Here is a 22,308-nt window from a genome sequence, read left to right as displayed (position 1 = left end):
TGAGTAAGCGCATGCGCTAGGCCATGTACCCGGCCTGGCGCATCTTTACCTGAGATACGAAAGAAATATGCCTGAAAAAAAGGGATCGGCAGACGCTAAGGTGCTGCATTGCTCGTTTTGCAATAAAAGCCAGCACGAAGTCCGCAAGCTGATCGCGGGTCCGTCGGTATTCATCTGCGATGAATGCATCGACTTGTGCAACGACATCATCCGCGAAGAGGCGCAGGCCACCGCGCGCGCGGCGATTCGTTCCGAGCTGCCCACTCCGGCTGAAATCAAGACTTTCCTCGACCAGTACGTCATTGGGCAAACGTCGCCCAAGCGCATGCTGGCCGTGGCCGTCTACAACCACTACAAGCGCATTCGCCACGGCGAGATCAAGGGCGACGAAGTCGAGCTCTCCAAGAGCAACATCATGCTGATCGGGCCCACCGGCTCCGGCAAGACGCTCCTGGCCCAGACGCTGGCTCGCATGCTGAACGTGCCTTTCGTCATGGCCGACGCCACCACGCTGACCGAAGCGGGCTACGTGGGTGAAGACGTCGAAAACATCATTCAGAAGTTGCTGCAGAACTGCAACTATGAAGTCGAAAAGGCTCAGCGCGCCATCATCTACATTGACGAGATCGACAAGATCTCGCGCAAGTCCGACAACCCGTCCATCACGCGCGACGTGTCGGGCGAGGGCGTGCAACAGGCCCTGCTCAAGCTGATCGAAGGCACGGTGGCATCGGTTCCCCCGCAGGGTGGCCGCAAGCATCCGAACCAGGACTTCGTCCAGGTCGACACCACCAACATCCTGTTCATCGTCGGCGGCGCCTTCGACGGGCTGGAAAAGGTCATCCGTGACCGTACTGAAAAGTCGGGTATCGGCTTTTCGGCGTCGGTACGTGCCAAGTCCGAACGCGGCGTGGGCGAACTCTTCTCCGAAGTGGAACCCGAAGATCTCATCAAGTTCGGTCTCATTCCCGAACTGGTCGGTCGTCTGCCCGTGGTCGCGACGCTGGACGAGCTGGACGAAGCCGCACTGGTCCAGATCCTGACCGAACCCAAGAACGCCTTGCTCAAGCAGTTCCAAAAGCTGTTCGCCATGGAAGGCGCCGAGCTCGACGTGCGCCCGGCTGCGCTCAAGGCCATCGCCCGCAAGGCGCTGCGCCGCAAGACGGGGGCCCGCGGCCTGCGTTCCATCATCGAACAGGCACTGCTCGACACCATGTATGACCTGCCTTCCCAGGGCAACGTCAAGCGCGTGGTCCTCGACGAAAACGCCATCGAGGGCGAGGGCAAGCCCCTGCTGATCTACGCGGATGAAAATGCCGCGCCAGAGAAGCCGGAGCGCGGAGAAGTCCGCGACGCCGCCGCCTGATATTTCAAAAAAGCCCGTTCTCGTAACGGGTTTTTTTACCTAGGGCGCGCCTACATCCCCGATCGCACTTTTCAGCCGCCCGTCATGGCCGCATACTGAAGGCGGTTCCAGGGCCTTTTTGGGGCCTTTTGGTGATCCAGGCGGCCGAGATCTTGAATTTTCGGCTATTGTTCCCATAACAGACGTAATTGACGAGTTTGCTCGGGTATTACCCGGGTGCCCCGTCCCCATACGCCGAGTCATACCGAGGAACCTCATATGTCTGCCAGCCAGACCCTGCCTTCCGACCCGATCGACCTTCCCCTGCTGCCGCTGCGCGATGTCGTAGTGTTCCCGCACATGGTCATCCCGCTGTTCGTCGGCCGACCGCGCTCCATCCGCGCGCTCGAGGTCGCGATGGAAGCGGGCAAAAGCATCATGCTGGTGGCCCAAAAGTCCGCCGGCAAAGATGACCCCACGCCTGAAGACGTCTACGAGATCGGCTGCGTCGCCGGCATCCTGCAGATGCTCAAGCTGCCTGACGGCACCGTAAAGGTGCTGGTCGAGGGTACGCAGCGCGCCCGCATCAATTCCATCGAAGACGCCGATTCGCACTTCACCTGCCAGGTGTCGCCCATCGAACCGGACGCCATGCAGGGCTCCGAAACCGAAGCCTTGCGCCGCGCCATCGTTGCGCAGTTCGAGCAATACGTAAAACTCAACAAGAAGATCCCGCCCGAGATCCTCACCTCGCTGGCTGGCATCGACGATGCTGGCCGCCTGGCTGACACGATCGCCGCGCATCTTCCCCTGAAGCTCGAGCAGAAACAAAAGATGCTCGAGATCACGGGCACCTCCGAACGCCTCGAAGGTCTGCTCACGCAACTCGAAACCGAAATCGACATCCTCCAGGTCGAGAAGCGGATTCGCGGCCGCGTGAAGAAGCAGATGGAAAAGAGCCAGCGCGACTACTACCTGAATGAGCAGGTCAAGGCCATTCAGAAAGAGCTGGGCGAAGGCGAAGAGGGCGCGGACATCGAAGAGCTTGAAAAGAAGATCATCGCTGCCCACATGCCCAAAGAGGCGCGCAAGAAGGCCGATGCCGAGCTCAAGAAGCTCAAGCTCATGTCGCCCATGTCGGCCGAAGCCACGGTGGTGCGCAACTACATCGATACGCTCATCAATCTCCCCTGGAGAAAGAAGAGCAAGATCAACAACTCGATCAGCAACGCCGAAACGGTGCTGGACAACGACCACTACGGTCTCGAAAAGGTCAAGGAACGGATCCTCGAGTATCTTGCCGTGCAACAGCGCGTGGACAAGGTGAAGGCGCCAATCCTGTGCCTGGTCGGCCCCCCGGGCGTCGGCAAGACCTCGCTGGGTCAGTCGATCGCCAAGGCCACGAACCGCAAGTTCGTGCGCATGGCCCTGGGCGGCGTCCGTGACGAGGCCGAGATCCGCGGCCACCGCCGTACGTATATCGGTTCCATGCCCGGCAAGATCGTGCAGAACATGTCGAAGGTCGGCGTGCGCAATCCCCTGTTCCTGCTTGATGAAATCGACAAGCTGGGCATGGATTTCCGCGGCGATCCCTCGTCGGCCTTGCTCGAAGTGCTGGATCCGGAACAGAACCATACGTTCCAGGACCACTACATCGAGGTCGATTTCGATTTGTCGGACGTCATGTTCGTGGCGACCAGCAACACGCTGAACATTCCGCCGGCGCTGCTGGACCGCATGGAAGTGATCCGCCTGTCGGGTTACACCGAGGAAGAAAAGATCCACATCGCCCGCGACCATCTGCTGCCCAAGCTGATGAAGAACAACGGCGTGAAGGATACCGAGCTGACCGTGGACGACAGCGCGCTGCGCGATATCGTGCGCTACTACACCCGCGAAGCCGGTGTCCGTGCGCTCGAGCGCGAAGTCGGCAAGATCTGCCGCAAGGTCATCAAGCAATTGCTGACCCAAAGTGATCGCGCCAAGGCCGAGGGCAAGACGCCGGAGGTCAAGGCAGTCAACGTCACGGCCGACAACCTCAGCGATTACCTGGGTGTGCGCCGCTACGCGTTCGGCATGGCCGAAAAGGAAAACCAGATCGGTCAGGTGACCGGCCTGGCGTGGACGGAAGTCGGCGGCGACCTGCTGACGATCGAAGTCGCGGACATGCCCGGCAAGGGCGTCATCCAGCGCACGGGTTCGCTCGGCGATGTGATGAAAGAGTCGGTCGAGGCGGCTCGCACGGTTGTGCGTTCGCGGGCTCGCCGTCTGGGCTTTGCCGATAGCGTCTTCGAAAAGCACGACATGCACGTGCACGTGCCGGAAGGCGCAACGCCCAAGGACGGTCCGTCCGCGGGTATTGCGATCACCACCGCCATGGTCTCGGCGCTGTCGCGCATCCCGGTGCGCGCCGATGTCGCCATGACGGGCGAGATCACGCTGCGTGGTGAAGTCCTGCCGATCGGCGGTCTGAAGGAAAAGCTGCTGGCGGCCCACCGCGGCGGTATCAAGACGGTTTTGATCCCGGAAGAAAACGTCAAGGACTTGGCGGAGATCCCGGATAACGTCAAGAACCACCTTGAGATCGTGCCAGTCCGCTGGATCGACAAGGTGCTGGAACTGGCCTTGGAGCGTCTGCCAGAGCCCCTGGCCGAGGACGAAGCCGTCAAGGAGCCGCTGGTTGCCAAACCTGCGGAACCTGGCTCGACCGACCCGGTGATGAAGCACTGATGGCGTCTTGAACGCCGGGGCGCCCTCGAAAGAGGGTGCCCGAAGCCGGAAGGCGTCACCAGGCCTTGTTGACGCCCGAAAGCAAAAAACCCCGCTCTCATGATGAACTGACCCCCAGAAGTTGGACGGTCAACTAAAGCCCGTAGGCCTGAGCTCGGTATTGCACCGGGCTCAGGCCTTTTAGCTTGAGCTTGATGCGGTTGTGATTGTAGTAATGGATGTACTGCCGGATGCCGGCCAGCAACTGCTCGATGCTCTCGAAGCGGTTGAGGTGGAAGAACTCTGCTTTGAGCGTGCCGAAGAAGCTTTCCATGGCGGCATTGTCCAGGCAGTTGCCCTTGCGTGACATGCTCTGCGTGACGGACCGGGCGGCCAGCATGCGCCGGTAGATGGGCTGCTGGTATTGCCAGCCCTGGTCGGAGTGCAGCACGGGGCGCTCCGTCGGCCGCAGCCGCGCCAGCGCCTTCTTCAGCATGCTGCCCACGAGCTTGAACACTGGCCGCCGAGCGGTCTCGTAGGCCACGATCTCGCCGTTGTACAGGTCCATCACCGGCGACAGGTACAGCTTCTCGCCACGCACGTTGAACTCGGTCACGTCGGTGACCCACTTCTCGTTCGGACGCTCGGCCTCGAAGCGACGCGCCAACACGTTGGCCGCCACATGATGCGACTGACCTCGGTAGGACCGGTACTTCTTGGCGCGCACGAGCGACTTCAAGCCCAGCGCCTGCATCAGCTTCTGCACCGTCTTGTGATTCACCAGCTCACCTGCCTGGCGCAGCACCGCCGTGATCCGGCGGTAACCATAGCGGCCCTTGTGCTGCGCATAAACCGCGTTGATGTGCTGCTTGAGCTCGGCGTACGGGTCCACGGCGCCAAGCGCCTTCAGGTGGTAATAGAACGTGCTGCGCGACAGCTTGGCTGCTCTCAGCAATAGCGCCAGCGGATGACGATGCCTCAACCCTTGGACCATTTGCGCTTTTTCACCAGCGCTTCGGTCCGTTCCGCTTGGATCAAGGCATCGAGTTTTTTTAGGTAATCGAGCTCCGCTCGCAGGTACGCGTTCTCTTCGCGCAACTGCTTCTCTGTCATGTCCTTGGGTGTTGGCTCGGGTGGATACTTGTGTGGCATGGCGGGGCTATCTCGACGTCTGGGCTCCAATGCGCCCATTCCGCCCTCATCATACCCACGACGCCATTTGCCGATGGTCCCGGAATCGCCCAAGTTGTAAACCGCCACAGCCTGCCTGTCCGATAAGCCGTCCTGCTCGATGCGCTTCAACACCTCAAATTTGAATTGCGCCGAATACCGCTTGCGCGGCCTGACTAAACCAGCCCGTCCATGCAGTTGGTAGACAGCCACCCATCGCCGCAGCAACGCATAGTCCACGCCGACCTCCCGCGCCACTTCCGCATAACTATGCTGTTCAGACAGATACCGCCGTACAGCGTCCAGCTTGAACTGCTCGTCGTACTTTGCCATGCAAAAAACCCCCGAAGGATGGATCAAAGTCCAACTTTCGGGGGTCAGTTCATGAGCGGGGTTTTCTTTTTGGTGGGCTTGCCTGCCAGTTTGGCCGGGTGGGGTGGGAGTGCCCGCCAGAGGACTGCAGCCTAGTGCAGCGCTTGAGTGCGGATGAGACCCACCGCAATGCCTTCCAGCGCAAATTCCTGATCGGCCTTGACCACGATCGTTTCGAAGTCGGGGTTTTCAGGCAGCAGTTCGATATGGCCGTTCTGGCGTTGGAGGCGCTTGACCGTGACGTCGTCACCCAGACGGGCCACCACGATCTGGCCGTTGCGCGCTTCAGACGCCTTCTTGACGGCCAGCAGATCGCCTTCGAGGATACCCGCGTCGCGCATGCTCATGCCGCGCACCTTCAGCAGGTAGTCGGGGGCTTGTGCGAAAAGGCTGGGATCCACGCCAACTTCGCGCTCTACGTGCTCGGCTGCAAGAATGGGGCTGCCAGCTGCGACGCGGCCGACCAGTGGCAGGAGAAGCTGGGCGAGGGCGGGGATGGGAAGCGACGATTGCGCCGGCGCGGTGGCGGCATCTTTGAGCCGGATGCCGCGTGAGGCGCCAGCCGTGAGTTCGATGGCCCCCTTGCGTGCCAATGCCTTGAGGTGGTCTTCTGCGGCGTTGGGAGAGCGAAAACCCAAGGCCTGGGCAATTTCGGCGCGGGTCGGCGGAAAGCCGGTGCGCGCGACCGTTTGCCTGATGAGGTCCAGGATTTGTTGTTGGCGATCCGTGAGTTTGCTGGCCATGGCGATGATCCGGTGTGAGCGGACTGTACATATATACAGCGCCATTCTGGGGGACGTAGCGCAAAAAAGCAAGCGGGGCACGATGCCAACAAGAACGGGACCCGAAGGTCCCGTTTTGACTGCTGACGGCGTACCGCCGACGTGATTTACAGCACGGCTGCGATGCCGGCTGCCACCTTGTCGATGTTGCCGCTGTTCAGCGCGGCCACGCAGATGCGGCCGCTGGACACGGCGTAGACGCCGTGTTCTTCGCGCAGGCGGTCCACTTGGGCGGAGGACAGGCCCGAGTACGAGAACATGCCGCGTTGCTTGAGCACGAAGCTGAAGTCCTGCTTGCCGCCGTGTTCCTTGATCTTGTCGACCAGTTGAGCACGCATCAGGCGGATGCGATCACGCATGCCGGCCAGTTCTTCTTCCCAGAGAGCAAACAGCTCGGGCGTGTTCAGCACCGTCGAGACGACCGTGCCGCCGTGCGTGGGCGGGTTGGAGTAGTTGGTGCGGATGACGCGCTTGAGCTGGCTCAGCACGCGCGTGGCTTCGTCCTTGCTGCCGGCGACAACGGTCAGCGCGCCGACGCGCTCGCCGTACAGCGAGAACGACTTCGAGAACGACGAGCTGATGAACATGGTCATGTCCATGTCGGCGAACAGGCGCACGACTGCGGCGTCTTCCTTGAGGCCGTCGCCGAACCCTTGGTAGGCGATGTCCAGGAACGGGACCAGGTTGTTTTCCTTCACGACGGCGGCGATCTGCTTCCACTGGTCGGCGGTGGGGTCAGCGCCGGTGGGGTTGTGGCAGCATGCGTGCAGCACGACGATGGTCTTGGCGGGCGCGGCCTTCAGGTCGGCCAGCATGGCTTCGAAGTTCAGGCCACGGGTGGCGGCGTCGTAGTAGGCGTACGTGCCGACTTCAAAGCCGGCGCGTTCGAACAGCGCGCGGTGGTTTTCCCAGCTGGGATCGCTGATCAGCACCTTCGAGCCCGGCAACAGCTGGCGCAGGAAGTCGGCGCCGATCTTCAGGGCGCCGGTGCCGCCCAGCGCTTGCGTGGTCAGCACGCGGCCGGCGGCGGCCAGCGCGGAGTCCTTGCCCAGGAGCAGGGCCTGCGCACCGGCGTTGTAGCCGGCAATGCCTTCGATCGGCAGATAGCCGCGGGCGGCAGCGGCTTCGATGCGGGCGGTTTCGGCCTTGCGCACTGCGCCCAGGAGCGGGATCCGTCCCTGATCATCGTAATACACGCCCACGCCCAGGTTCACTTTACCGGGGCGGGTATCCGCGTTGTATTGTTCGTTCAGACCAAGGATGGGGTCGCGCGGCGCGAGCTCGACGGAATCGAAAAGGGTGCTCATGGGACTCTGATGAGGTGGGTGGACGCAGTACGAGGTGCTGTGGATAATGGGGGGTTTACCCTGGAACAGTCTAGCATGCCTAAGAGCGCAATAGACCCGAGCGCGGGGGCTCCCGCCGCAGGTCCGGGATTCGTCGATTTCCCTGACAGCCCGTTTCATCTCTACCAACCCTATCCGCCGGCGGGAGACCAGCCCACGGCCATCGCAGGGCTGACCCAGGGTGTCGAAGACGGCCTCATGTACCAGACGCTTCTGGGGGTGACCGGGTCGGGCAAGACCTACACCATGGCCAACGTCATTGCGCGTATGGGCCGTCCGGCGCTGGTACTTGCGCCCAACAAGACGCTGGCCGCGCAGCTCTACGCCGAAATGCGCGAGTTCTTCCCGAAGAACGCGGTCGAGTACTTCGTTTCTTACTACGACTACTATCAGCCCGAGGCCTACGTGCCGACGCGCGACCTGTTCATTGAGAAGGATTCGTCCATCAACGAACACATCGAGCAGATGCGGCTGTCGGCCACCAAGAGCCTGCTAGAGCGCCGCGACACGATCATCGTGGGCACCGTGTCCTGCATCTACGGTATCGGTAACCCCGGCGACTATCACGCGATGGTGCTGATCCTGCGTGCGGGGGACCAGATCGCCCGGCGCGAGATTCTCGCGCGCCTGGTCGCCATGCAGTACACCCGCAACGATGCGGAGTTCACGCGCGGGGTGTTTCGCGTGCGGGGCGAAACCATCGATATCTTCCCGGCGGAAAGCGCCGAGCTCGCGTTGCGCGTGACGCTGTTCGACGACGAAATCGAAAGCCTGGAATTGTTTGACCCGCTGACTGGCCGTATCCGCCAGAAACTGCCGCGCTTCACTGTCTATCCCGGTTCGCACTATGTGACGCCGCGCGACACCGTGCTGCGCGCCATCGAAACCATCAAGGAAGAACTGCGCGAGCGCGTCAAGCGCTTCGTTGACGACGGCCATCTGGTCGAGGCGCAGCGTCTGGAGCAGCGTACCCGCTTCGATCTGGAAATGCTGCAGGAGCTGGGATTCTGCAAGGGCATCGAGAACTACTCGCGCCATCTGTCCGGCGCCGCGCCGGGCGAGCCGCCGCCGACCCTGATCGACTACCTGCCATCCGATGCGCTGATGTTCATCGACGAAAGCCACGTGACCATCGGCCAGCTCAGCGCCATGTATCGCGGAGACCGGTCGCGCAAGGAGACGTTGGTGCAGTACGGTTTTCGTCTGCCGTCCGCGTTGGACAACCGCCCGCTCAAGCTCGAAGAGTTCGAGGCGCGGATGCGCCAATGCGTGTTCGTTTCGGCAACACCGGCCGCGTACGAACAAGAACATGCGGACAACGTCGTGGAGCAGGTGGTGCGCCCCACGGGGCTGGTCGATCCGCTCGTGCAGGTGCTGCCCGCCCGGACGCAGGTGGACGATCTGCTGGGACAGATCAAGGCGCGTGTCGCGCAAGGAGATCGCGTGCTGGTCACGACGCTGACCAAGCGCATGGCCGAAGACCTGACCGACTTCCTGAGCGAGCATGGCGTGAAGGTGCGCTACCTGCACTCGGACATCGATACGGTCGAGCGCGTCGAAATCCTGCGCGACTTGCGCCTGGGTGCGTTCGACGTGCTGGTGGGCATCAACCTGCTGCGCGAAGGGCTGGACATTCCCGAAGTGTCGCTCGTGGCCATTCTGGACGCCGACAAGGAAGGCTTCCTGCGTTCGGAGCGCAGCCTCATCCAGACCATCGGCCGCGCGGCGCGCAACCTCAATGGTCACGCGATCCTCTATGCCGATCGGATCACGGACTCGATGAAGCGCGCCATGGATGAAACTGCCCGCCGGCGCACCAAACAGCTGCAATTCAACCTCGACAACGGCATCACCGCTCGCGGTGTGCAGAAGGCCGTGCGCGAGCTGATCGACGGCATCGTGGCGCCCGCCCAGCACGACACGTTGGAGGCCGCAGTTCCCGCCGAACTGCTGAAGGACGAAAAGGCGCTGGCGCGCGAGATCAAGCGCCTGGAAAAGCTGATGATGGATCACGCGCGCAACCTCGAATTCGAGCAGGCGGCCGCGGCTCGGGATTCGCTCAATGCGCTCAAGCAGCGGGTGCTGCTCGACGGGGCGGTGTAGCGGGCTATGGATGTTTCAATTCATGTCTGCGCGCTTACCGTTTCCTGAATAGCCGCAAAAAGTGGTGCGTTGCAATCATGGTGTAACCATTCGGGAATTTTGCGCGGTTTGCATCTCAATGGTTACCTGAGTATAAGCTTGCAACCCCATGATTTTGTTGTGGTTATGCCGGCCTCCGATTTGCGCTGCGTCAATTGCGCGGGCGCAAAAAAAGCTTGCCTTATCTCGGGTTTTCCCGCACACTTGCTTCCATGATGACCAAGGTACTTTTCGTTTGCATGGGCAATATCTGTCGCTCGCCGAGCGCAGAGGGCGTGTTTCGCCATTTGGTGAATGACGCGGGTTTGGGCGATGTCGTTCGCATCGACTCCGCGGGTACGCACGCGTTTCACATTGGCGAGGCGCCTGATGCCCGGGCGCAGGCTGCAGCTCGCAAGCGCGGCTACGAGATCACTCACTGCGAGGCGCGTCAGGTCACCGCGGAAGACTTCCGTGACTTCGATCTGATCCTCGCCATGGACTGGGACAATCTGTCCGCCATGCAGCAGCAATGCCCCAAGGCATACCAGCACAAGCTGATGCTGCTGATGCGCTTCGCCAATGAATTCGAAGAAGCCACCGTGCCCGATCCTTACTATGGCGGCGCCGACGGCTTCGGCAAGGTTCTGGATTACCTGGAAGATGCCTGTCAGGGCGTCCTCGAATTGGTCCGCAAGCGCGCTACCCAGTACCAGGCTGCCTGATTGCATGGTCGTGGAGCCGCTCGCAGAGCGGCTCTTCAGCTACAAGGCAGTGAAAAACCGCGCAGATGCGCGGTTTTTTGTAGCCCGGAGCCATACCAAATTAGTCGGGAATAGGCTATACTTGAGCCAATTACTCGGGTATTGACCGCTGGATTCGCTGGCGGCCACTGCCGGAATCACAGGGAATTCACCATGCGGCTAACTACCAAAGGGCGTTTCGCCGTGACTGCCATGATCGACCTGGCTATGCGGCAGCATAGCGGTCCGGTCACTCTTGCGGCCATCAGCCAGCGTCAGAACATCTCGCTTTCGTATCTTGAACAGCTTTTCGGCAAGCTCCGCCGTCACGAGCTCGTGGACAGTGTCCGCGGCCCGGGCGGCGGTTATTCGCTTGCGCGTCTGGCGCGCAACGTGACGGTCGCGGACATCATCTTCGCCGTCGACGAACCGCTGGATGCGACCAGCTGTGGTGGCAAGCGGGACTGTACGAGCGGCAACGACGGCAAGCCGGGCAAGTGCATGACGCACGAACTCTGGGCGACGTTGAATCGCAAGATGGTGGATTACCTGGATTCGGTGTCCCTGCAGGATCTCGTTGATCAGCAGCGTGTGCGCCAACTGCAGGAAGCCACCAATCAAGCGCAGGCCTGCGCAGTGCGTGTGAACCGGGTGGGAGGCGCGACCGCCGCCAACGCCCCGACCACGACTGTGGCTGCCAACGCCACCGTATAAGAAGCATCAGGAGTTGTAGAAATGACCACCCGTCCGATCTATCTGGATTATTCGGCCACGACGCCTGTCGACCCCCGTGTCGTCGACGCCATGGTGCCCTGGCTGTACGAAAACTTTGGCAACCCCGCCTCGCGCAGCCACGCGTTTGGCTGGGAGTCCGAAGAGGCCGTCGAACGTGCCCGCGAAGAAGTCGCCAAGCTGGTCAATGCCGACCCGCGCGAAATCGTCTGGACCTCTGGCGCCACCGAATCCGATAACCTGGCCATCAAGGGCGCAGCCAACTTCTACGCCGAACGCGGCAAGCACATCATCACGGTCAAGACCGAGCACAAGGCTGTGCTCGACACCTGTCGAGAACTGGAGCGCCAAGGCTTCGAAGTCACGTACCTGAACGTCAAGGACAACGGCCTGATCGACCTGGATGTCTTCAAGGCTGCGCTGCGTCCCGACACCGTGCTCGTGTCGGTGATGATGGTGAACAACGAAATCGGCGTGATCCAGGACGTGGAAACGCTGGGCGAAATCTGCCGCGAAAAGGGCATCATCTTCCATGTGGACGCCGCTCAGGCGACCGGCAAGGTGGAAATCGATCTGCAAAAGCTGAAGGTCGACCTGATGTCGTTCTCGGCCCACAAGACTTACGGCCCGAAGGGCATCGGTGCGCTGTATGTGCGCCGCAAGCCGCGTATCCGCATCGAAGCGCAGATGCATGGCGGTGGCCATGAGCGCGGTTTCCGCTCGGGCACGCTGGCCACGCACCAGATCGTCGGCATGGGCGAGGCATTCCGCCTGGCCCGCGAAGAAATGGGCACCGAGAACGAGCGCATCCGCATGCTGCGCGACCGCCTCTGGAAGGGGCTGTCGGAAATCGAAGAGGTCTACCTCAACGGCGACATGGACCAGCGCGTGCCGCACAACCTGAACGTCAGTTTCAATTACGTCGAAGGCGAGTCCCTGATCATGGCGATCAAGGAATTGGCTGTGTCTAGCGGTTCGGCGTGCACGTCCGCCAGCCTGGAGCCCTCGTACGTGCTGCGCGCCCTGGGCCGCAACGATGAGTTGGCGCACAGCTCGATCCGCTTCACGCTGGGTCGTTTCACGACCGAAAAGGAAGTGGACTTTGCGGTCGAACTGATCAAGAGCCGGGTTGGCAAGCTGCGCGATATGTCGCCGCTGTGGGAAATGGCCAAGGAAGGCATCGACTTGAACACCGTGCAGTGGGCCGCGCACTAAGCGCCCGCGCCTCGAAATACGTGGAGAATTAACATGTCTTACAGCACCAAAGTTCTGGATCACTACGAAAATCCCCGCAACGTCGGTTCGTTCGACAAGTCGGACGAGTCGGTGGGCACCGGCATGGTCGGCGCGCCAGCCTGTGGCGACGTCATGAAGCTGCAGATCAAGGTGAACGAAGCTGGCGTGATCGAAGACGCGCGCTTCAAGACCTACGGTTGTGGCTCGGCCATCGCTTCCAGCTCGCTCGTGACCGAGTGGGTCAAGGGCAAGACGCTGGATCAAGCGATGAGCATCCGCAACACGCAGATCGCCGAAGAGCTGGCCTTGCCGCCGGTGAAGGTGCACTGTTCCATCCTGGCCGAAGACGCGATCAAGGCCGCGGTGCAGAACTACAAAGAAAAGCATTCGGCCACGGCCGAAGCTGTGGCGGGCTGATCATGTCCGTTACCCTGACCCAACAGGCTGCCACCCATATCGGCCGCTACTTGCAGAAGCGCGGAAAGGGTATCGGCTTGCGGCTCGGCGTTAGGACGACGGGCTGTTCCGGCATGGCCTACAAGTTGGAGTATGTCGACGAGGTCGAGGCGGAAGATGTCGTCTTCGAGAGTTTTGGCGTGAAGGTCTTCATTGACCCCAAGAGCCTTTCCTATCTCGATGGCACGGAGCTGGACTACGCCCGCGAGGGCCTGAACGAAGGCTTCAAGTTCCGCAACCCCAACGAGAAGGCGACCTGCGGCTGCGGCGAGTCTTTCACGGTGTAAGCCTTGGCTGGTGACGATCACTTCAGCCTGTTTGGCTTGCCGGCACGATTCGACCTGGACGGCCAGGCGCTTGAACACGCCTGGCGCAGCGTCGCCGCGAAGGTTCACCCCGACCGGTTCGCGACGGCCAGCCCTGCCGAGCGCCGCGTGGCGATGCAGTGGGCCGCCCGCGCCAACGAGGCATATCGTGAACTGAAGGATCCGCTGCTGCGGGCGCGCTACCTGTGCGAGCAGGCGGGCGTGGACCTTCAGACGGAAAGCAACACGTCCATGGACGCGGCCTTTCTGATGCAGCAGATGACCTGGCGCGAGATGCTGGACGATGCGCGCGATGACGCCGGCGTGCTGGACACGCTGCAAGCCGAGCTGGAAGCGGCGCGCGCCGAGATGCGAGCCACGCTGACGCGCCTCTTGGATGAGGAACGCGATTACGCGGCCGCCGGGCGCAAGGTGCGGGAATGGATGTTCGTGGAAAAGCTGGCGCAGGAGCTGGCCAACGTGCAGCCCGCGGGATAGCCAACGGCGCGCTGGGGCGTGCCCGACACGGGCGCCTGCACGGCGCGGCCAACTGACCAGAAAAAAGAATCATGGCCTTATTGCAGATATCCGAGCCCGGCGAATCGCCCGCGCCGCACCAGCGCAAGCTGGCGGTCGGGATTGACCTGGGTACCACCAATTCGCTGGTTGCTGCCGTGCGCAGCAGCGTTGCCGAAGTGCTGCCCGACGCGCAAGGCCATGCCTTGCTGCCGTCGGCAGTGCGTTATTTTCCTGGCGGCAAGGTCACGACCGGCCGTGAGCCGCTGGCGCAGCAAGCCGAGGATCCGCTGAACACGGTCGTGTCCGTGAAGCGTTTCATGGGCCGGTCGCTGGAAGAGGCGCGCGCGACGCGTGCGCCGTATGAATTCGTTGATGCCCCCGGCATGGTGCGGATCCGCACGGCGCAGGGCGATCTGAGCCCGGTCGAGGTGTCCGCGCAGATCCTGGCGGTGCTGCGCCAGCGCGCCGAAGACGTGCTCGGCGACGAACTGGTGGGTGCGGTCATTACCGTGCCCGCGTATTTTGATGACGCACAGCGTCAGGCCACGCGCGACGCCGCGCGCTTGGCGGGCCTGAACGTTCTTCGCCTCTTGAATGAGCCGACCGCGGCCGCGATTGCCTACGGGCTGGACAATGCTGCCGAGGGTGTTTACGCAGTTTATGACCTGGGCGGCGGCACATTCGATATCTCCATCCTGCGCCTGACGCAGGGTGTGTTTGAGGTGATCTCCACGGGCGGCGATACGGCGCTTGGCGGCGACGACTTCGATGTGCTGATCGCGGACCATGCCGTGGCGAAGCTGGGCTTGGGCGAGCTGTCGCCCGCCGAGCGCCGGGGCCTGCTGATGGCCGCGCGCGCCGCGCGTGAAACGCTGTCGGATTCCGACGTGACGAGCCTGAAGCTGACGCTGTCGGGCGGACGCGAGGTCGCGCTGACGCTGACCCGTGACGAATTCGAATCCCTGGCCCAGCCGCTGATCGAGCGCACGCTGGACACGGCGCGTCGCGCGCTGCGCGACGCGGCGCTCAAGCCCGCCGACGTGCGCGGCGTGGTGATGGTTGGCGGGGCCACGCGCATGCCCGTCGTGCGCGCTGCCGTGGCCAAGGTGTTTGGCACGGAGCCGCTGACCGATCTCGATCCCGACCAAGTGGTGGCGCTGGGCGCCGCGCTGCAGGCCAATCTGCTGGCGGGCAACCGCGCGCCTGGCGAGGACTGGCTGCTGCTGGACGTGATCCCGCTGTCGCTGGGTCTGGAAACGATGGGCGGCCTGGTCGAACGCATCATCCCGCGCAACAGCACCATTCCGGTCGCGCGCGCGCAGGAATTCACGACCTTCAAGGATGGCCAGACGGCCATGAGCATCCACGTGGTGCAGGGCGAACGCGATCTGGTGTCGGATTCCCGTTCGTTGGCGCGCTTTGAACTGCGCGGCATTCCGCCCATGGTGGCCGGCGCGGCGCGTATCCGTGTGACTTTCCAGGTGGACGCGGACGGCCTGCTGAGCGTCACCGCGCGCGAGCAAAGCCAGGGCGTCGAGGCGATGGTGTCGGTCAAACCGTCGTACGGACTGTCCGACGACGAGATCGCCAAGATGCTGGCCGACAGTGTGGCGCAGGCCGACACCGATGCGAAGGCGCGCATGTTGCGGGAGCAGCAGGTGGATGCGCGTCAGCTGGTGGAATCGGTGCAGGCCGCATTGGCCGTCGACGGCGACCTGCTGGACCCGGATGAACGCAAGCGCGTGGATGAATGCCTGCAAGGGGCCATTGCTGCGCAGCAGGCGCAGGACGTGGACACCGTGACCCAAGCCGTGCAGGCCCTGTCGGCCGCGACGGATGAGTTCGCCGCGCGCCGCATGGACCGCAGTATCCGCGCCGCGCTTGCCGGCCGCAAACTTGACGAAATCGCCTGATAAGAAGTTATGCCGAAACTGACTGTATTGCCTCATCCCGACTACTGTCCCGAAGGCGCGGTGATCGAAGACGCGCCCAAGGGTGTGTCGATCTGCCGTGTGCTGCTGGATAACCACATCGATATCGAGCACGCGTGCGAACTGTCGTGCGCCTGCACGACCTGTCATGTGGTGGTCAAGCAAGGGTATTCGTCGCTGGAAGACGCAACGGACGACGAGGAAGACCTGCTGGACAAGGCCTGGGGCCTGACCCCGACTTCGCGGCTGTCGTGCCAGGCGCTGGTAAGCGACGCCGACCTGACGGTCGAGATTCCGAAGTACACGATCAATCACGCCAAAGAGGGCCATTGATGAAGTGGACCGACACCTACGAGATTGCCACCGCGCTGTACGACGCGCACCCTGACGTCGACCCCAAGGCGCTGCGCTTCACGCAGTTGCGCGACTGGGTCATGGCTTTGCCGGGCTTTACCGACGATCCCGCGCACTGCGGCGAGAAGATCCTGGAGGCCATCCAGATGGCCTGGATCGACGAAGCCGACTGAACGTGATTTGCCTAGAGCGCTCCCTTTCCGGGAGCGTTTTTTTTGGGCGCGGCCGCGTCGTGCCGTTGGCCGGCGATGGTCTGCCGCCGTGTTTGACATGCCGGCGTCGCGCAGGCCACGGTATCATCGGGGATCCGTTTGTTGTCCTTTCCAGCCGAGTCTACCGATGCCCGCTGCCCAACTGCGTTTTGGCCTGGCCGCCAATCGTTTGCACCACGAAACCCCCGACGCTGCCTTGTTCACCTGGCTGCGTTCGTGCTCGTCCACCATCCGCGAGCTGGGCGTGCAGTTGCACACGGTGGGGCGCACGCATGATGCGATCGTGCGCGAGGGCATGCTGCAGGGTTACTCCGGCCTGATTCGCTACCCGTACGGCCGCGAGGGTGGTCTGATGAAGCTGGTGGCGCGCGTGACCGAAGGCCGCGATGGCCAGGCGCCGTTCGATGGCGCGATCTACCTGATCGATCCCGTGGATCCGTCCTCGATTTTTCCGGAAGCGCTTGCGCTCAAGCGGCAGTGCATCACGCACGGCCGGCCTTTCATTTCGACGTTGGCCGGCGCCATCGAGTGGATGGAGGTCGAACGCATCCATGCGGGGCTGGCGCCGGACGCGTCCGTGTCGCGCCATTTCAATTTCTCGGGCCAGACGCTGGCGATGATCGCCCACGATGCGCTCAAGGACGAAATGGTGGCCTTTGCCAGCGAGCACTTCGATGTGCTGTCCCGGTTTGCGCGGCGCGTGGCCACGGGCACGACGGGCGGCCGCCTGAACGAGCTGGCCTGGTCGCGCGGCTGGCCCAAGGATACGCCGTGGGTTCACCGTTACCTCAGCGGCCCGCTGGGCGGCGATGCGCAGATTGCCGAATTGGTGCTGGAGCACCAATGCCAGCGCGTCATCTTCTTCGAAGACCCCCACGTCGCGCGCCAGCACGAGGCCGACATCCAGTTGCTGGAACGCGCGGTGCGCGTGGTGACCGAGTCCGCCACCTGCGCCACGTCTCCCACCGTCGCGCGCCGCTGGGCGCAAGCCGTCGAAAAGCGCGGCATCTGACCGCTACGCGCGCGTCGCGGCCGGGCCAGCGCCGGTGATGATGCGAGCGACGCGGTCCGCGACGGCCGCTGCCGCCATCGATAGCGGCAAGACATCCGAACGGCACAGAAAGACGGGACGCGTCAGCCTGGGCCTAGCGATCCGGCGGAGCACGACCAGGCCGCGCGCGGCTTCCTGGCGGACGGCCTCGTAGGATAGGATCGTACTGGCAACGCCGGCCTGCGCCAGCTCGATGAGCTGCGGAATGGCGTTGGCCTCGGCAATGATGCGAAATTGCACCTGTTCGCGCTGCTGGTATTGGTCTAGCAGCCGGCGCAGGCTATGCGGATTGCCTGGCAACACCAGCGGCAGCGCCGACAACGCGCGCAGGCTGATGGACGGTAGCCCAGCGACATCCGATGCCGCGCGCTTGCTGGGCTTTGCCGCGGGCGGCGACACCACCACCAGCTCTTCGTCGATCAGATGCTGAAATCGAAGGTCGACCGACGCCTCGTCGCTGAACGTGAGCCCCAGGTCGGCGTGCCCCGAGCTGACAAAGCCGGGAATGTAGCCGGTGCTGGATTCGATGATCTTCAGATAGACGCCCGGCCATTGGGCGAGGGAAAAGCGCAGGAGCGGCACGGTCAGCAGCTTGGCCATCGACATCGACATTGCCAGCGATACCGTTCCGCGCGGGGCGTTGATGTCTTCGCGCACGTCCGCGCGCGCCGCGTCGATGCGGCCAAGGATCTCGCGCGCATGCGCCAGCAGCCGTGAACCGGCGGCGGTGGGCGTGACGCCACGCGCGCTGCGATGCAGCAGCACGACGCCCAGATCTTCCTCGAGGTTGCGGATCAGCAGGCTGAGCGCCGGTTGGGCCACGTGCAGCGCGGTGGCCGCACGGCTGATCGAACCCGTTGAAACCACGGCGACAAAGCACTGCATCGCACGGATGGACATGGACATGAGAGGGCTCCGGACGGTGCGGGCCATCATAATTTTGTTATGGCCTGCATATTTAAACGGTATTTCTAATATATCAATCCGCTTTCCATAATGAGCGTCATCCAAGAAAAATCACGGGAGACAACATGATGCTCAACAAACTATTCGCTGCCTGCCTTGCTTCGGCGGCGGTGTCGGCCCCCGCGTTTGCAGATGCCTGGCCCGCCAAGCCCATCACGCTGGTCGTGCCGTTTTCCGCGGGCGGGCCGACCGATTTCATCGCGCGCCTGGTGGCCGAGCCGCTGGCGCGCGAACTGGGCCAGCAGGTCATCGTGCAGAACAAGCCGGGCGCGAGCGGGAACGTGGGCTATCAAAGCGTGCTCAATGGCCCGGCCGACGGCTACACGCTCATGCACAACACGGTGGCCATGCAGGCCATCAGTCCGTTGATTTACCCCAGCGCAAAGATGCATCCGGCCAAGGATTTCGTGCCGGTTGGCACGACGGGCGCCATGCCGAACCTGCTGGTCGTCAACCCCGAGCGCACGCCCGTCAAGACGCTGGCTGAACTGGTGGAGCGCGGGCGCAGCGCGCCGCAGGGCTTGAGCTACGCCACGTTTGGTCCGGGCAGCTCGCCGCACGTGTATGGCGCCTCGCTGCAGAAACTGGCTAATTTTCAGGCCGTGGGCGTGGCTTACAAAGGCAGCGCCAACGCCGTGACGGACGTGATCGGCGGTCAGGTCGACTTTCTGTTCGACAGCATGTCCACCAGCATCGGCCAGGTGCAAGGCGGCCGGCTCAAGGCGTTGGCGATCACGTCGGCGGCGCGTTCGCCGCTGTTGCCGGATGTGCCGACGCTGAAGGAGGCGGGCTATCCCGCCCTGGATCTGAAATTCTGGTTCGCGCTGCAGACGCCCGCGGGCACGCCCGATGACGTGGTGCAGAAACTGCGTGCCGCGGTCGCGAAGGTGGTGGCCAGCGACGCTTACCGCCAGGCCATGCAGGAGCGGGGCGCCGAGGCTTTCCAGGTGGCGCCGGCCAAGCTTGACGAGTTCTTCAAGCAGGAAACCGCGCAATGGACGCAGGCGGCGAAGACGATCGGGCTGAAGGCGGAGCAGTGAACATGGAAGGCAGGCATCGCATGACGCCATTGAAGAACATCACGGTCCTGGATCTGAGCAAGGTGCTGGCCGGACCGTTGTGCGGGCAGTATCTGGGCGAACTGGGGGCGCGCGTGATCAAGGTCGAGCCGGTGGGCACCGGCGACGACACGCGCGCGTGGCTGCCGCAGGAGGCCGGCGAGTCCGCGACGTTCCTGGCCGTCAATCACAACAAGCGCAGCCTCGCGGTGGACCTGAAGACCGAAGCGGGGCGGGCGGTGGTTCATCGACTGGCCGGCCAGGCCGATGTCGTGCTGCAGGGGTTTGGCGGCAAGACCGCGGCGCGCCTGGGCGTGGATTACGAGACGCTGAGCCGCCTCAATCCGCGTCTCGTGTATTGCGAGATCTCGGGCTACGGCCGTGAAGGGCCGATGGGCGACGAGCCGGGCTACGACGTCATGCTGCAGGCCTTCAGCGGCATGATCAGCACGATGGGCGAGCCGGATGGCAATTTTGCGCGCGCCAGCTTTTCGCCGGTGGATCTGGGCACGGGATCGTTTGCGCTGAGCGGCATTCTGGCAGCGCTGCTCGAGCGCGGGCAGACGGGCAAGGGGCAATACCTGGATGTGTCGCTGCTGGATACGTCGCTGGGGCTGATGTCTTACATGGCGCAGAATTATTGGCGCACGGGGAAGGTGCCGCGCCGGATGGGCACGGGCCATCCCGCCATGTGTCCGTACCAGGCGTTTCGCGCGTCCGATGGCGACCTCATGCTGGGTGTGGGCAATGACGCGCAGTGGCAGCGCTTCTGCGCGGCGGCGGGGTTGCAGGAATATGTGAACGATCCGGCGTTTGCGACCAATGCCGAGCGAGTCCGCAACTTTGACGCGACCGTCGCCCTGGTGCAGTCGCGCATCGAAACGCGGTCGGTGGCGCAATGGCTGGCATTGCTAAAGCCAAAGGGAATCGCGTGTTCGGCGATCCATACGCTGGACCAGGCGTTGGCGCATCCGCAGGTCGCGGCGCGCGAACTGATCGTGACGACCGAGCATCCGGCGCTAGGCGAAGTGCGCAATATAGGTCTGCCCGTGCGTTTTGGGCGGCAGCCGCGCAAGGCCGCGCGGCCCGCGCCGATGTTGGGCGAGCACAGCCGTGAAATCCTGGCGGAGCTGGGCTTTGAGGCAAGCGAGATTGCCGCGATGCTGGTTAGTGGCAGCGTGCAGCAGCACCCCTTCGATAAAGGAACGGCATGAATCCGGTGCGTTACGAAGTCCGCGATGGCATCGCCGAAATCCATCTATGCCATGCGCCCGTCAACGCGCTGGACGTGGGTGTGCTGGACGCGCTGATTAGTGCGCTGGAAAAGGCGAATGCGGATGCGGGCGTGCGGGCGGTGCTGCTGGCCAGCAGCCTGCCCGGGCGATTCTGCGCCGGACTGGACATGAAGCAGCTGCTGCAAAGCACGCCCGCGCGCGTGCGGGAGTTGCTGACCCGGCTCTACATCAAGCTGTATGACGCGCAGTTCAACCTGACCAAACCATCGATTTCGGTGGTATCTGGCGCCGTGCGCGGCGGCGGCATGACGGTGGCGATTTCCAGCGACATGACCGTGGCCGCCGACAGCGCGACGTTTGGCTACCCGGAGATCGACGTGGGCGTGCTGCCCGCCATTCATTACGTGCATCTGCCGGCGGTGGTGGGCAAGCATCGGGCGTTCGATCTGCTCTTTACCGGCCGCACGTTCAGTGCCGGCGAGGCGCAGGCGATGGGGCTGGTGTCGCGTGTCGCCGCCGAAGCCGAACTGCTGGACGAGGCGCGCACGCTGGCTCGGTCGCTGGCGCAGAAGCCGCCGGAGGTCCTGGCGATGGGCCGGCGCGCGTTCGTGTACAGCAACGACAACGAGTATCGGCGCCGGGTGGCCACGGCGGTGGAAGTGTTCTGCAACGCCGCGGCCACGCCCGAGGCGCGCGAAGGCTTGAGCGCCTTCGTGCAGAAGCGGGCGCCTGACTGGGCAAGCGTCGGCGAAACGCGCTAACGCTATTGGCCGGTAAAACGGGGCGGCCGCTTTTCGCGGAACGCCGCCACGCCTTCGGCGAAATCGGCGCGTGCGGCCGACTGCAGGAAGCGCGACGTTTCCTCGGCCAACTGGGCTTCCAGCGGCGCGTGCGCGGCGCTGCGCAGCAATGCCTTGGCGCCCGCAATGCCGTGCGGCGCGTGGCGGGCGATGTCTTGGGCATAAGCTTGCCCCGCGGCAGCAAGTTCGCTGGCAGGCGCGGTGCGCGTGATGATGCCCCAGGCCTGCGCCTCGTCGGCCGTGAAGGCGTCATGACGCAAGAGGAGATCGAGTGCGCGCTTGGGGCCGGCGGCGCGCATGAGGCCATGCGTCATGCCGGCATCGGGCGTCGCGCCGAGCTTCAGGTAGGCCGTCATGAAGCGCGCGCCCGCATCGGCGACTGCGAGGTCGCATGCCAGGACGAGCGACAAGCCCGCGCCCGCCGCCACGCCGTGAACCTGCGCGAGCCAGACTTTGTCCATGCGCGGGATGCGCGCAACGAATGCATTGAGCGGCGTGAACAGTTCCGACAGCGTGGCGCGCACCTTGTCGGGCTCTCCGGTGAACATGCCGATGTCTCCGCCCGCGCAGAATGCCTTGCCCGTGCCGCGCAGCAGCACGACGCGCACCACGTCGCACGTTTCGATCCACTGCGCGGCGCGCAACAGGTCGCCCGCCATGGCCACGTCGATGGCGTTGAGCGCGTCCGCGCGATTGAGGGTGAGCGTGGCGACGGGGCCGTCGGTCTCGAGCAACAGCGTCTGGAACTTCGGTGGTTCCTGGGTCATGGCGAGTCTCCGTTGTCGGGTAAATACCAACTGTCGATCAAAAAACCGCGATGCTATGTTCTGAACCAAGCGCTTGCTTGGTTGGGTTTTGAGCACGC

Annotated in this window: 21 protein-coding genes; 16 read left to right on the top strand and 5 right to left on the bottom strand. The window is 63.4% G+C overall.

Features of this window, described 5'->3' with window-relative positions; translation table 11 throughout:
* The first annotated feature begins 67 nt into the window (after positions 1-67).
* Both clpX and lon read left to right on the top strand, forming a co-directional pair.
* Entirely contained in the window at positions 68-1,366 is a 1,299-nt protein-coding gene (gene clpX, locus V6V88_RS16125) for an ATP-dependent Clp protease ATP-binding subunit ClpX (protein WP_056318854.1), read from the top strand.
* A 258-nt stretch (positions 1,367-1,624) separates the two neighbouring features.
* Positions 1,625-4,075 (top strand): endopeptidase La, encoded by a 2,451-nt coding sequence (gene lon / locus V6V88_RS16120; RefSeq protein ID WP_223575973.1) that lies wholly within the window; start codon positions 1,625-1,627, stop codon positions 4,073-4,075.
* A gap of 133 nt (positions 4,076-4,208) precedes the next feature.
* Here lon and V6V88_RS16115 read toward each other — a convergent pair.
* The 3 genes from V6V88_RS16115 to V6V88_RS16105 all read right to left on the bottom strand — a co-directional run bounded on the left by V6V88_RS16115 (position 4,209) and on the right by V6V88_RS16105 (position 7,685).
* Positions 4,209-5,557 (bottom strand): IS3 family transposase gene (locus V6V88_RS16115; RefSeq protein WP_280004194.1). Its coding sequence is split into 2 segments (ribosomal slippage): positions 4,209-5,087 and positions 5,090-5,557, totalling 1,347 coding nucleotides; the frame shifts between segments, so codons are not numbered across the junction.
* Between the two features lie 131 nt (positions 5,558-5,688).
* Positions 5,689-6,339 carry a transcriptional repressor LexA gene (gene lexA, locus V6V88_RS16110; protein ID WP_223575972.1) on the bottom strand — a complete coding sequence of 217 codons (651 nt, stop codon included), beginning with the start codon at positions 6,337-6,339 and terminating at the stop codon, positions 5,689-5,691.
* 146 nt (positions 6,340-6,485) lie between these two features.
* On the bottom strand, positions 6,486-7,685 hold the full coding sequence (locus V6V88_RS16105; RefSeq protein ID WP_223575971.1) for an amino acid aminotransferase: 1,200 nt from the start codon (positions 7,683-7,685) through the stop codon (positions 6,486-6,488).
* Between the two features lie 75 nt (positions 7,686-7,760).
* Between V6V88_RS16105 and uvrB the strand changes: the two genes are divergently transcribed.
* The 11 genes from uvrB (at position 7,761) to V6V88_RS16050 (ending at position 17,345) form a co-directional block, all read left to right on the top strand.
* Positions 7,761-9,827: an excinuclease ABC subunit UvrB gene (gene uvrB / locus V6V88_RS16100; RefSeq protein WP_223575970.1), complete on the top strand. Its 2,067-nt coding sequence runs from the start codon at positions 7,761-7,763 to the stop codon at positions 9,825-9,827.
* 251 nt (positions 9,828-10,078) lie between these two features.
* Positions 10,079-10,570, top strand: a complete 492-nt coding sequence (locus V6V88_RS16095; RefSeq protein WP_006386176.1) for a low molecular weight protein-tyrosine-phosphatase — start codon at positions 10,079-10,081, stop codon at positions 10,568-10,570.
* A gap of 192 nt (positions 10,571-10,762) precedes the next feature.
* Positions 10,763-11,302 (top strand): Fe-S cluster assembly transcriptional regulator IscR, encoded by a 540-nt coding sequence (gene iscR / locus V6V88_RS16090; RefSeq protein ID WP_056318865.1) that lies wholly within the window; start codon positions 10,763-10,765, stop codon positions 11,300-11,302.
* Between the two features lie 21 nt (positions 11,303-11,323).
* A complete protein-coding gene (locus V6V88_RS16085; protein WP_056318868.1) occupies positions 11,324-12,535 on the top strand; it encodes an IscS subfamily cysteine desulfurase in 1,212 nt (403 codons plus the stop codon).
* A 33-nt stretch (positions 12,536-12,568) separates the two neighbouring features.
* The gene (iscU, locus tag V6V88_RS16080; protein WP_056318871.1) at positions 12,569-12,973 is read left to right on the top strand and encodes a Fe-S cluster assembly scaffold IscU; all 405 of its coding nucleotides are present in this window, start codon (positions 12,569-12,571) and stop codon (positions 12,971-12,973) included.
* A 2-nt stretch (positions 12,974-12,975) separates the two neighbouring features.
* On the top strand, positions 12,976-13,299 hold the full coding sequence (gene iscA, locus V6V88_RS16075) for an iron-sulfur cluster assembly protein IscA (protein ID WP_056318874.1): 324 nt from the start codon (positions 12,976-12,978) through the stop codon (positions 13,297-13,299).
* A gap of 3 nt (positions 13,300-13,302) precedes the next feature.
* The gene (gene hscB, locus V6V88_RS16070; RefSeq protein ID WP_152384759.1) at positions 13,303-13,815 is read left to right on the top strand and encodes a Fe-S protein assembly co-chaperone HscB; all 513 of its coding nucleotides are present in this window, start codon (positions 13,303-13,305) and stop codon (positions 13,813-13,815) included.
* Positions 13,816-13,886: 71 nt separating this feature from the next.
* Positions 13,887-15,749 carry a Fe-S protein assembly chaperone HscA gene (gene hscA, locus V6V88_RS16065; protein WP_223575968.1) on the top strand — a complete coding sequence of 621 codons (1,863 nt, stop codon included), beginning with the start codon at positions 13,887-13,889 and terminating at the stop codon, positions 15,747-15,749.
* Positions 15,750-15,758: 9 nt separating this feature from the next.
* Positions 15,759-16,100, top strand: coding sequence for an ISC system 2Fe-2S type ferredoxin (gene fdx / locus V6V88_RS16060; RefSeq protein WP_056318881.1), 342 nt, complete (start codon positions 15,759-15,761; stop codon positions 16,098-16,100).
* Complete coding sequence (gene iscX, locus V6V88_RS16055) at positions 16,100-16,294, top strand: Fe-S cluster assembly protein IscX (protein WP_223575967.1); 195 nt, start codon at positions 16,100-16,102, stop codon at positions 16,292-16,294. The genes fdx and iscX overlap by 1 nt, the downstream gene beginning before the upstream one ends.
* Before the next feature lie 166 nt (positions 16,295-16,460).
* The gene (locus V6V88_RS16050) at positions 16,461-17,345 is read left to right on the top strand and encodes a methylglyoxal synthase (protein ID WP_056318885.1); all 885 of its coding nucleotides are present in this window, start codon (positions 16,461-16,463) and stop codon (positions 17,343-17,345) included.
* Positions 17,346-17,348: 3 nt separating this feature from the next.
* Here V6V88_RS16050 and V6V88_RS16045 read toward each other — a convergent pair whose 3' ends face one another.
* Positions 17,349-18,290: a LysR substrate-binding domain-containing protein gene (locus tag V6V88_RS16045; RefSeq protein ID WP_062840735.1), complete on the bottom strand. Its 942-nt coding sequence runs from the start codon at positions 18,288-18,290 to the stop codon at positions 17,349-17,351.
* Between the two features lie 125 nt (positions 18,291-18,415).
* Between V6V88_RS16045 and V6V88_RS16040 the strand changes: the two genes are divergently transcribed.
* The 3 genes from V6V88_RS16040 to V6V88_RS16030 are packed head-to-tail and all read left to right on the top strand — an operon-like array spanning position 18,416 to position 21,404.
* Positions 18,416-19,390: a tripartite tricarboxylate transporter substrate binding protein gene (locus V6V88_RS16040; RefSeq protein WP_223575966.1), complete on the top strand. Its 975-nt coding sequence runs from the start codon at positions 18,416-18,418 to the stop codon at positions 19,388-19,390.
* Between the two features lie 2 nt (positions 19,391-19,392).
* Complete coding sequence (locus tag V6V88_RS16035; protein WP_223575965.1) at positions 19,393-20,622, top strand: CaiB/BaiF CoA-transferase family protein; 1,230 nt, start codon at positions 19,393-19,395, stop codon at positions 20,620-20,622.
* Positions 20,619-21,404, top strand: a complete 786-nt coding sequence (locus tag V6V88_RS16030; RefSeq protein ID WP_223575964.1) for an enoyl-CoA hydratase/isomerase family protein — start codon at positions 20,619-20,621, stop codon at positions 21,402-21,404. The genes V6V88_RS16035 and V6V88_RS16030 overlap by 4 nt, the downstream gene beginning before the upstream one ends.
* A gap of 2 nt (positions 21,405-21,406) precedes the next feature.
* On the opposite strand, the gene V6V88_RS16025 is transcribed toward V6V88_RS16030, so the two are convergent.
* Positions 21,407-22,210: an enoyl-CoA hydratase-related protein gene (locus V6V88_RS16025; protein WP_338615607.1), complete on the bottom strand. Its 804-nt coding sequence runs from the start codon at positions 22,208-22,210 to the stop codon at positions 21,407-21,409.
* Between the last annotated feature and the right edge of the window lie 98 nt (positions 22,211-22,308).

This window comes from Achromobacter sp. E1 (genome assembly GCF_037039475.1).
GTDB classification, from domain to species: Bacteria; Pseudomonadota; Gammaproteobacteria; order Burkholderiales; family Burkholderiaceae_B; genus Achromobacter; species Achromobacter mucicolens.
The sequence above is the reverse complement of the archived record's forward strand: the minus strand, read 5'-3'. Positions and strand labels throughout refer to the sequence as shown.

Bases quoted from the DNA above. Each gene is read 5' to 3' on its own strand.
- V6V88_RS16045 (WP_062840735.1), bottom strand. From the start codon at position 18,290: ATGTCCATGTCCATCCGTGCGATGCAGTGCTTTGTCGCCGTGGTTTCA.
- V6V88_RS16040 (WP_223575966.1), top strand. From the start codon at position 18,416: ATGATGCTCAACAAACTATTCGCTGCCTGCCTTGCTTCGGCGGCGGTG.
- iscU (WP_056318871.1), top strand. From the start codon at position 12,569: ATGTCTTACAGCACCAAAGTTCTGGATCACTACGAAAATCCCCGCAAC.
- iscR (WP_056318865.1), top strand. From the start codon at position 10,763: ATGCGGCTAACTACCAAAGGGCGTTTCGCCGTGACTGCCATGATCGAC.
- V6V88_RS16035 (WP_223575965.1), top strand. From the start codon at position 19,393: ATGGAAGGCAGGCATCGCATGACGCCATTGAAGAACATCACGGTCCTG.
- lexA (WP_223575972.1), bottom strand. From the start codon at position 6,339: ATGGCCAGCAAACTCACGGATCGCCAACAACAAATCCTGGACCTCATC.
- clpX (WP_056318854.1), top strand. From the start codon at position 68: ATGCCTGAAAAAAAGGGATCGGCAGACGCTAAGGTGCTGCATTGCTCG.
- iscA (WP_056318874.1), top strand. From the start codon at position 12,976: ATGTCCGTTACCCTGACCCAACAGGCTGCCACCCATATCGGCCGCTAC.
- lon (WP_223575973.1), top strand. From the start codon at position 1,625: ATGTCTGCCAGCCAGACCCTGCCTTCCGACCCGATCGACCTTCCCCTG.
- fdx (WP_056318881.1), top strand. From the start codon at position 15,759: ATGCCGAAACTGACTGTATTGCCTCATCCCGACTACTGTCCCGAAGGC.
- hscA (WP_223575968.1), top strand. From the start codon at position 13,887: ATGGCCTTATTGCAGATATCCGAGCCCGGCGAATCGCCCGCGCCGCAC.
- V6V88_RS16085 (WP_056318868.1), top strand. From the start codon at position 11,324: ATGACCACCCGTCCGATCTATCTGGATTATTCGGCCACGACGCCTGTC.
- V6V88_RS16095 (WP_006386176.1), top strand. From the start codon at position 10,079: ATGATGACCAAGGTACTTTTCGTTTGCATGGGCAATATCTGTCGCTCG.
- V6V88_RS16025 (WP_338615607.1), bottom strand. From the start codon at position 22,210: ATGACCCAGGAACCACCGAAGTTCCAGACGCTGTTGCTCGAGACCGAC.
- iscX (WP_223575967.1), top strand. From the start codon at position 16,100: ATGAAGTGGACCGACACCTACGAGATTGCCACCGCGCTGTACGACGCG.
- uvrB (WP_223575970.1), top strand. From the start codon at position 7,761: ATGCCTAAGAGCGCAATAGACCCGAGCGCGGGGGCTCCCGCCGCAGGT.
- V6V88_RS16105 (WP_223575971.1), bottom strand. From the start codon at position 7,685: ATGAGCACCCTTTTCGATTCCGTCGAGCTCGCGCCGCGCGACCCCATC.
- V6V88_RS16030 (WP_223575964.1), top strand. From the start codon at position 20,619: ATGAATCCGGTGCGTTACGAAGTCCGCGATGGCATCGCCGAAATCCAT.
- V6V88_RS16050 (WP_056318885.1), top strand. From the start codon at position 16,461: ATGCCCGCTGCCCAACTGCGTTTTGGCCTGGCCGCCAATCGTTTGCAC.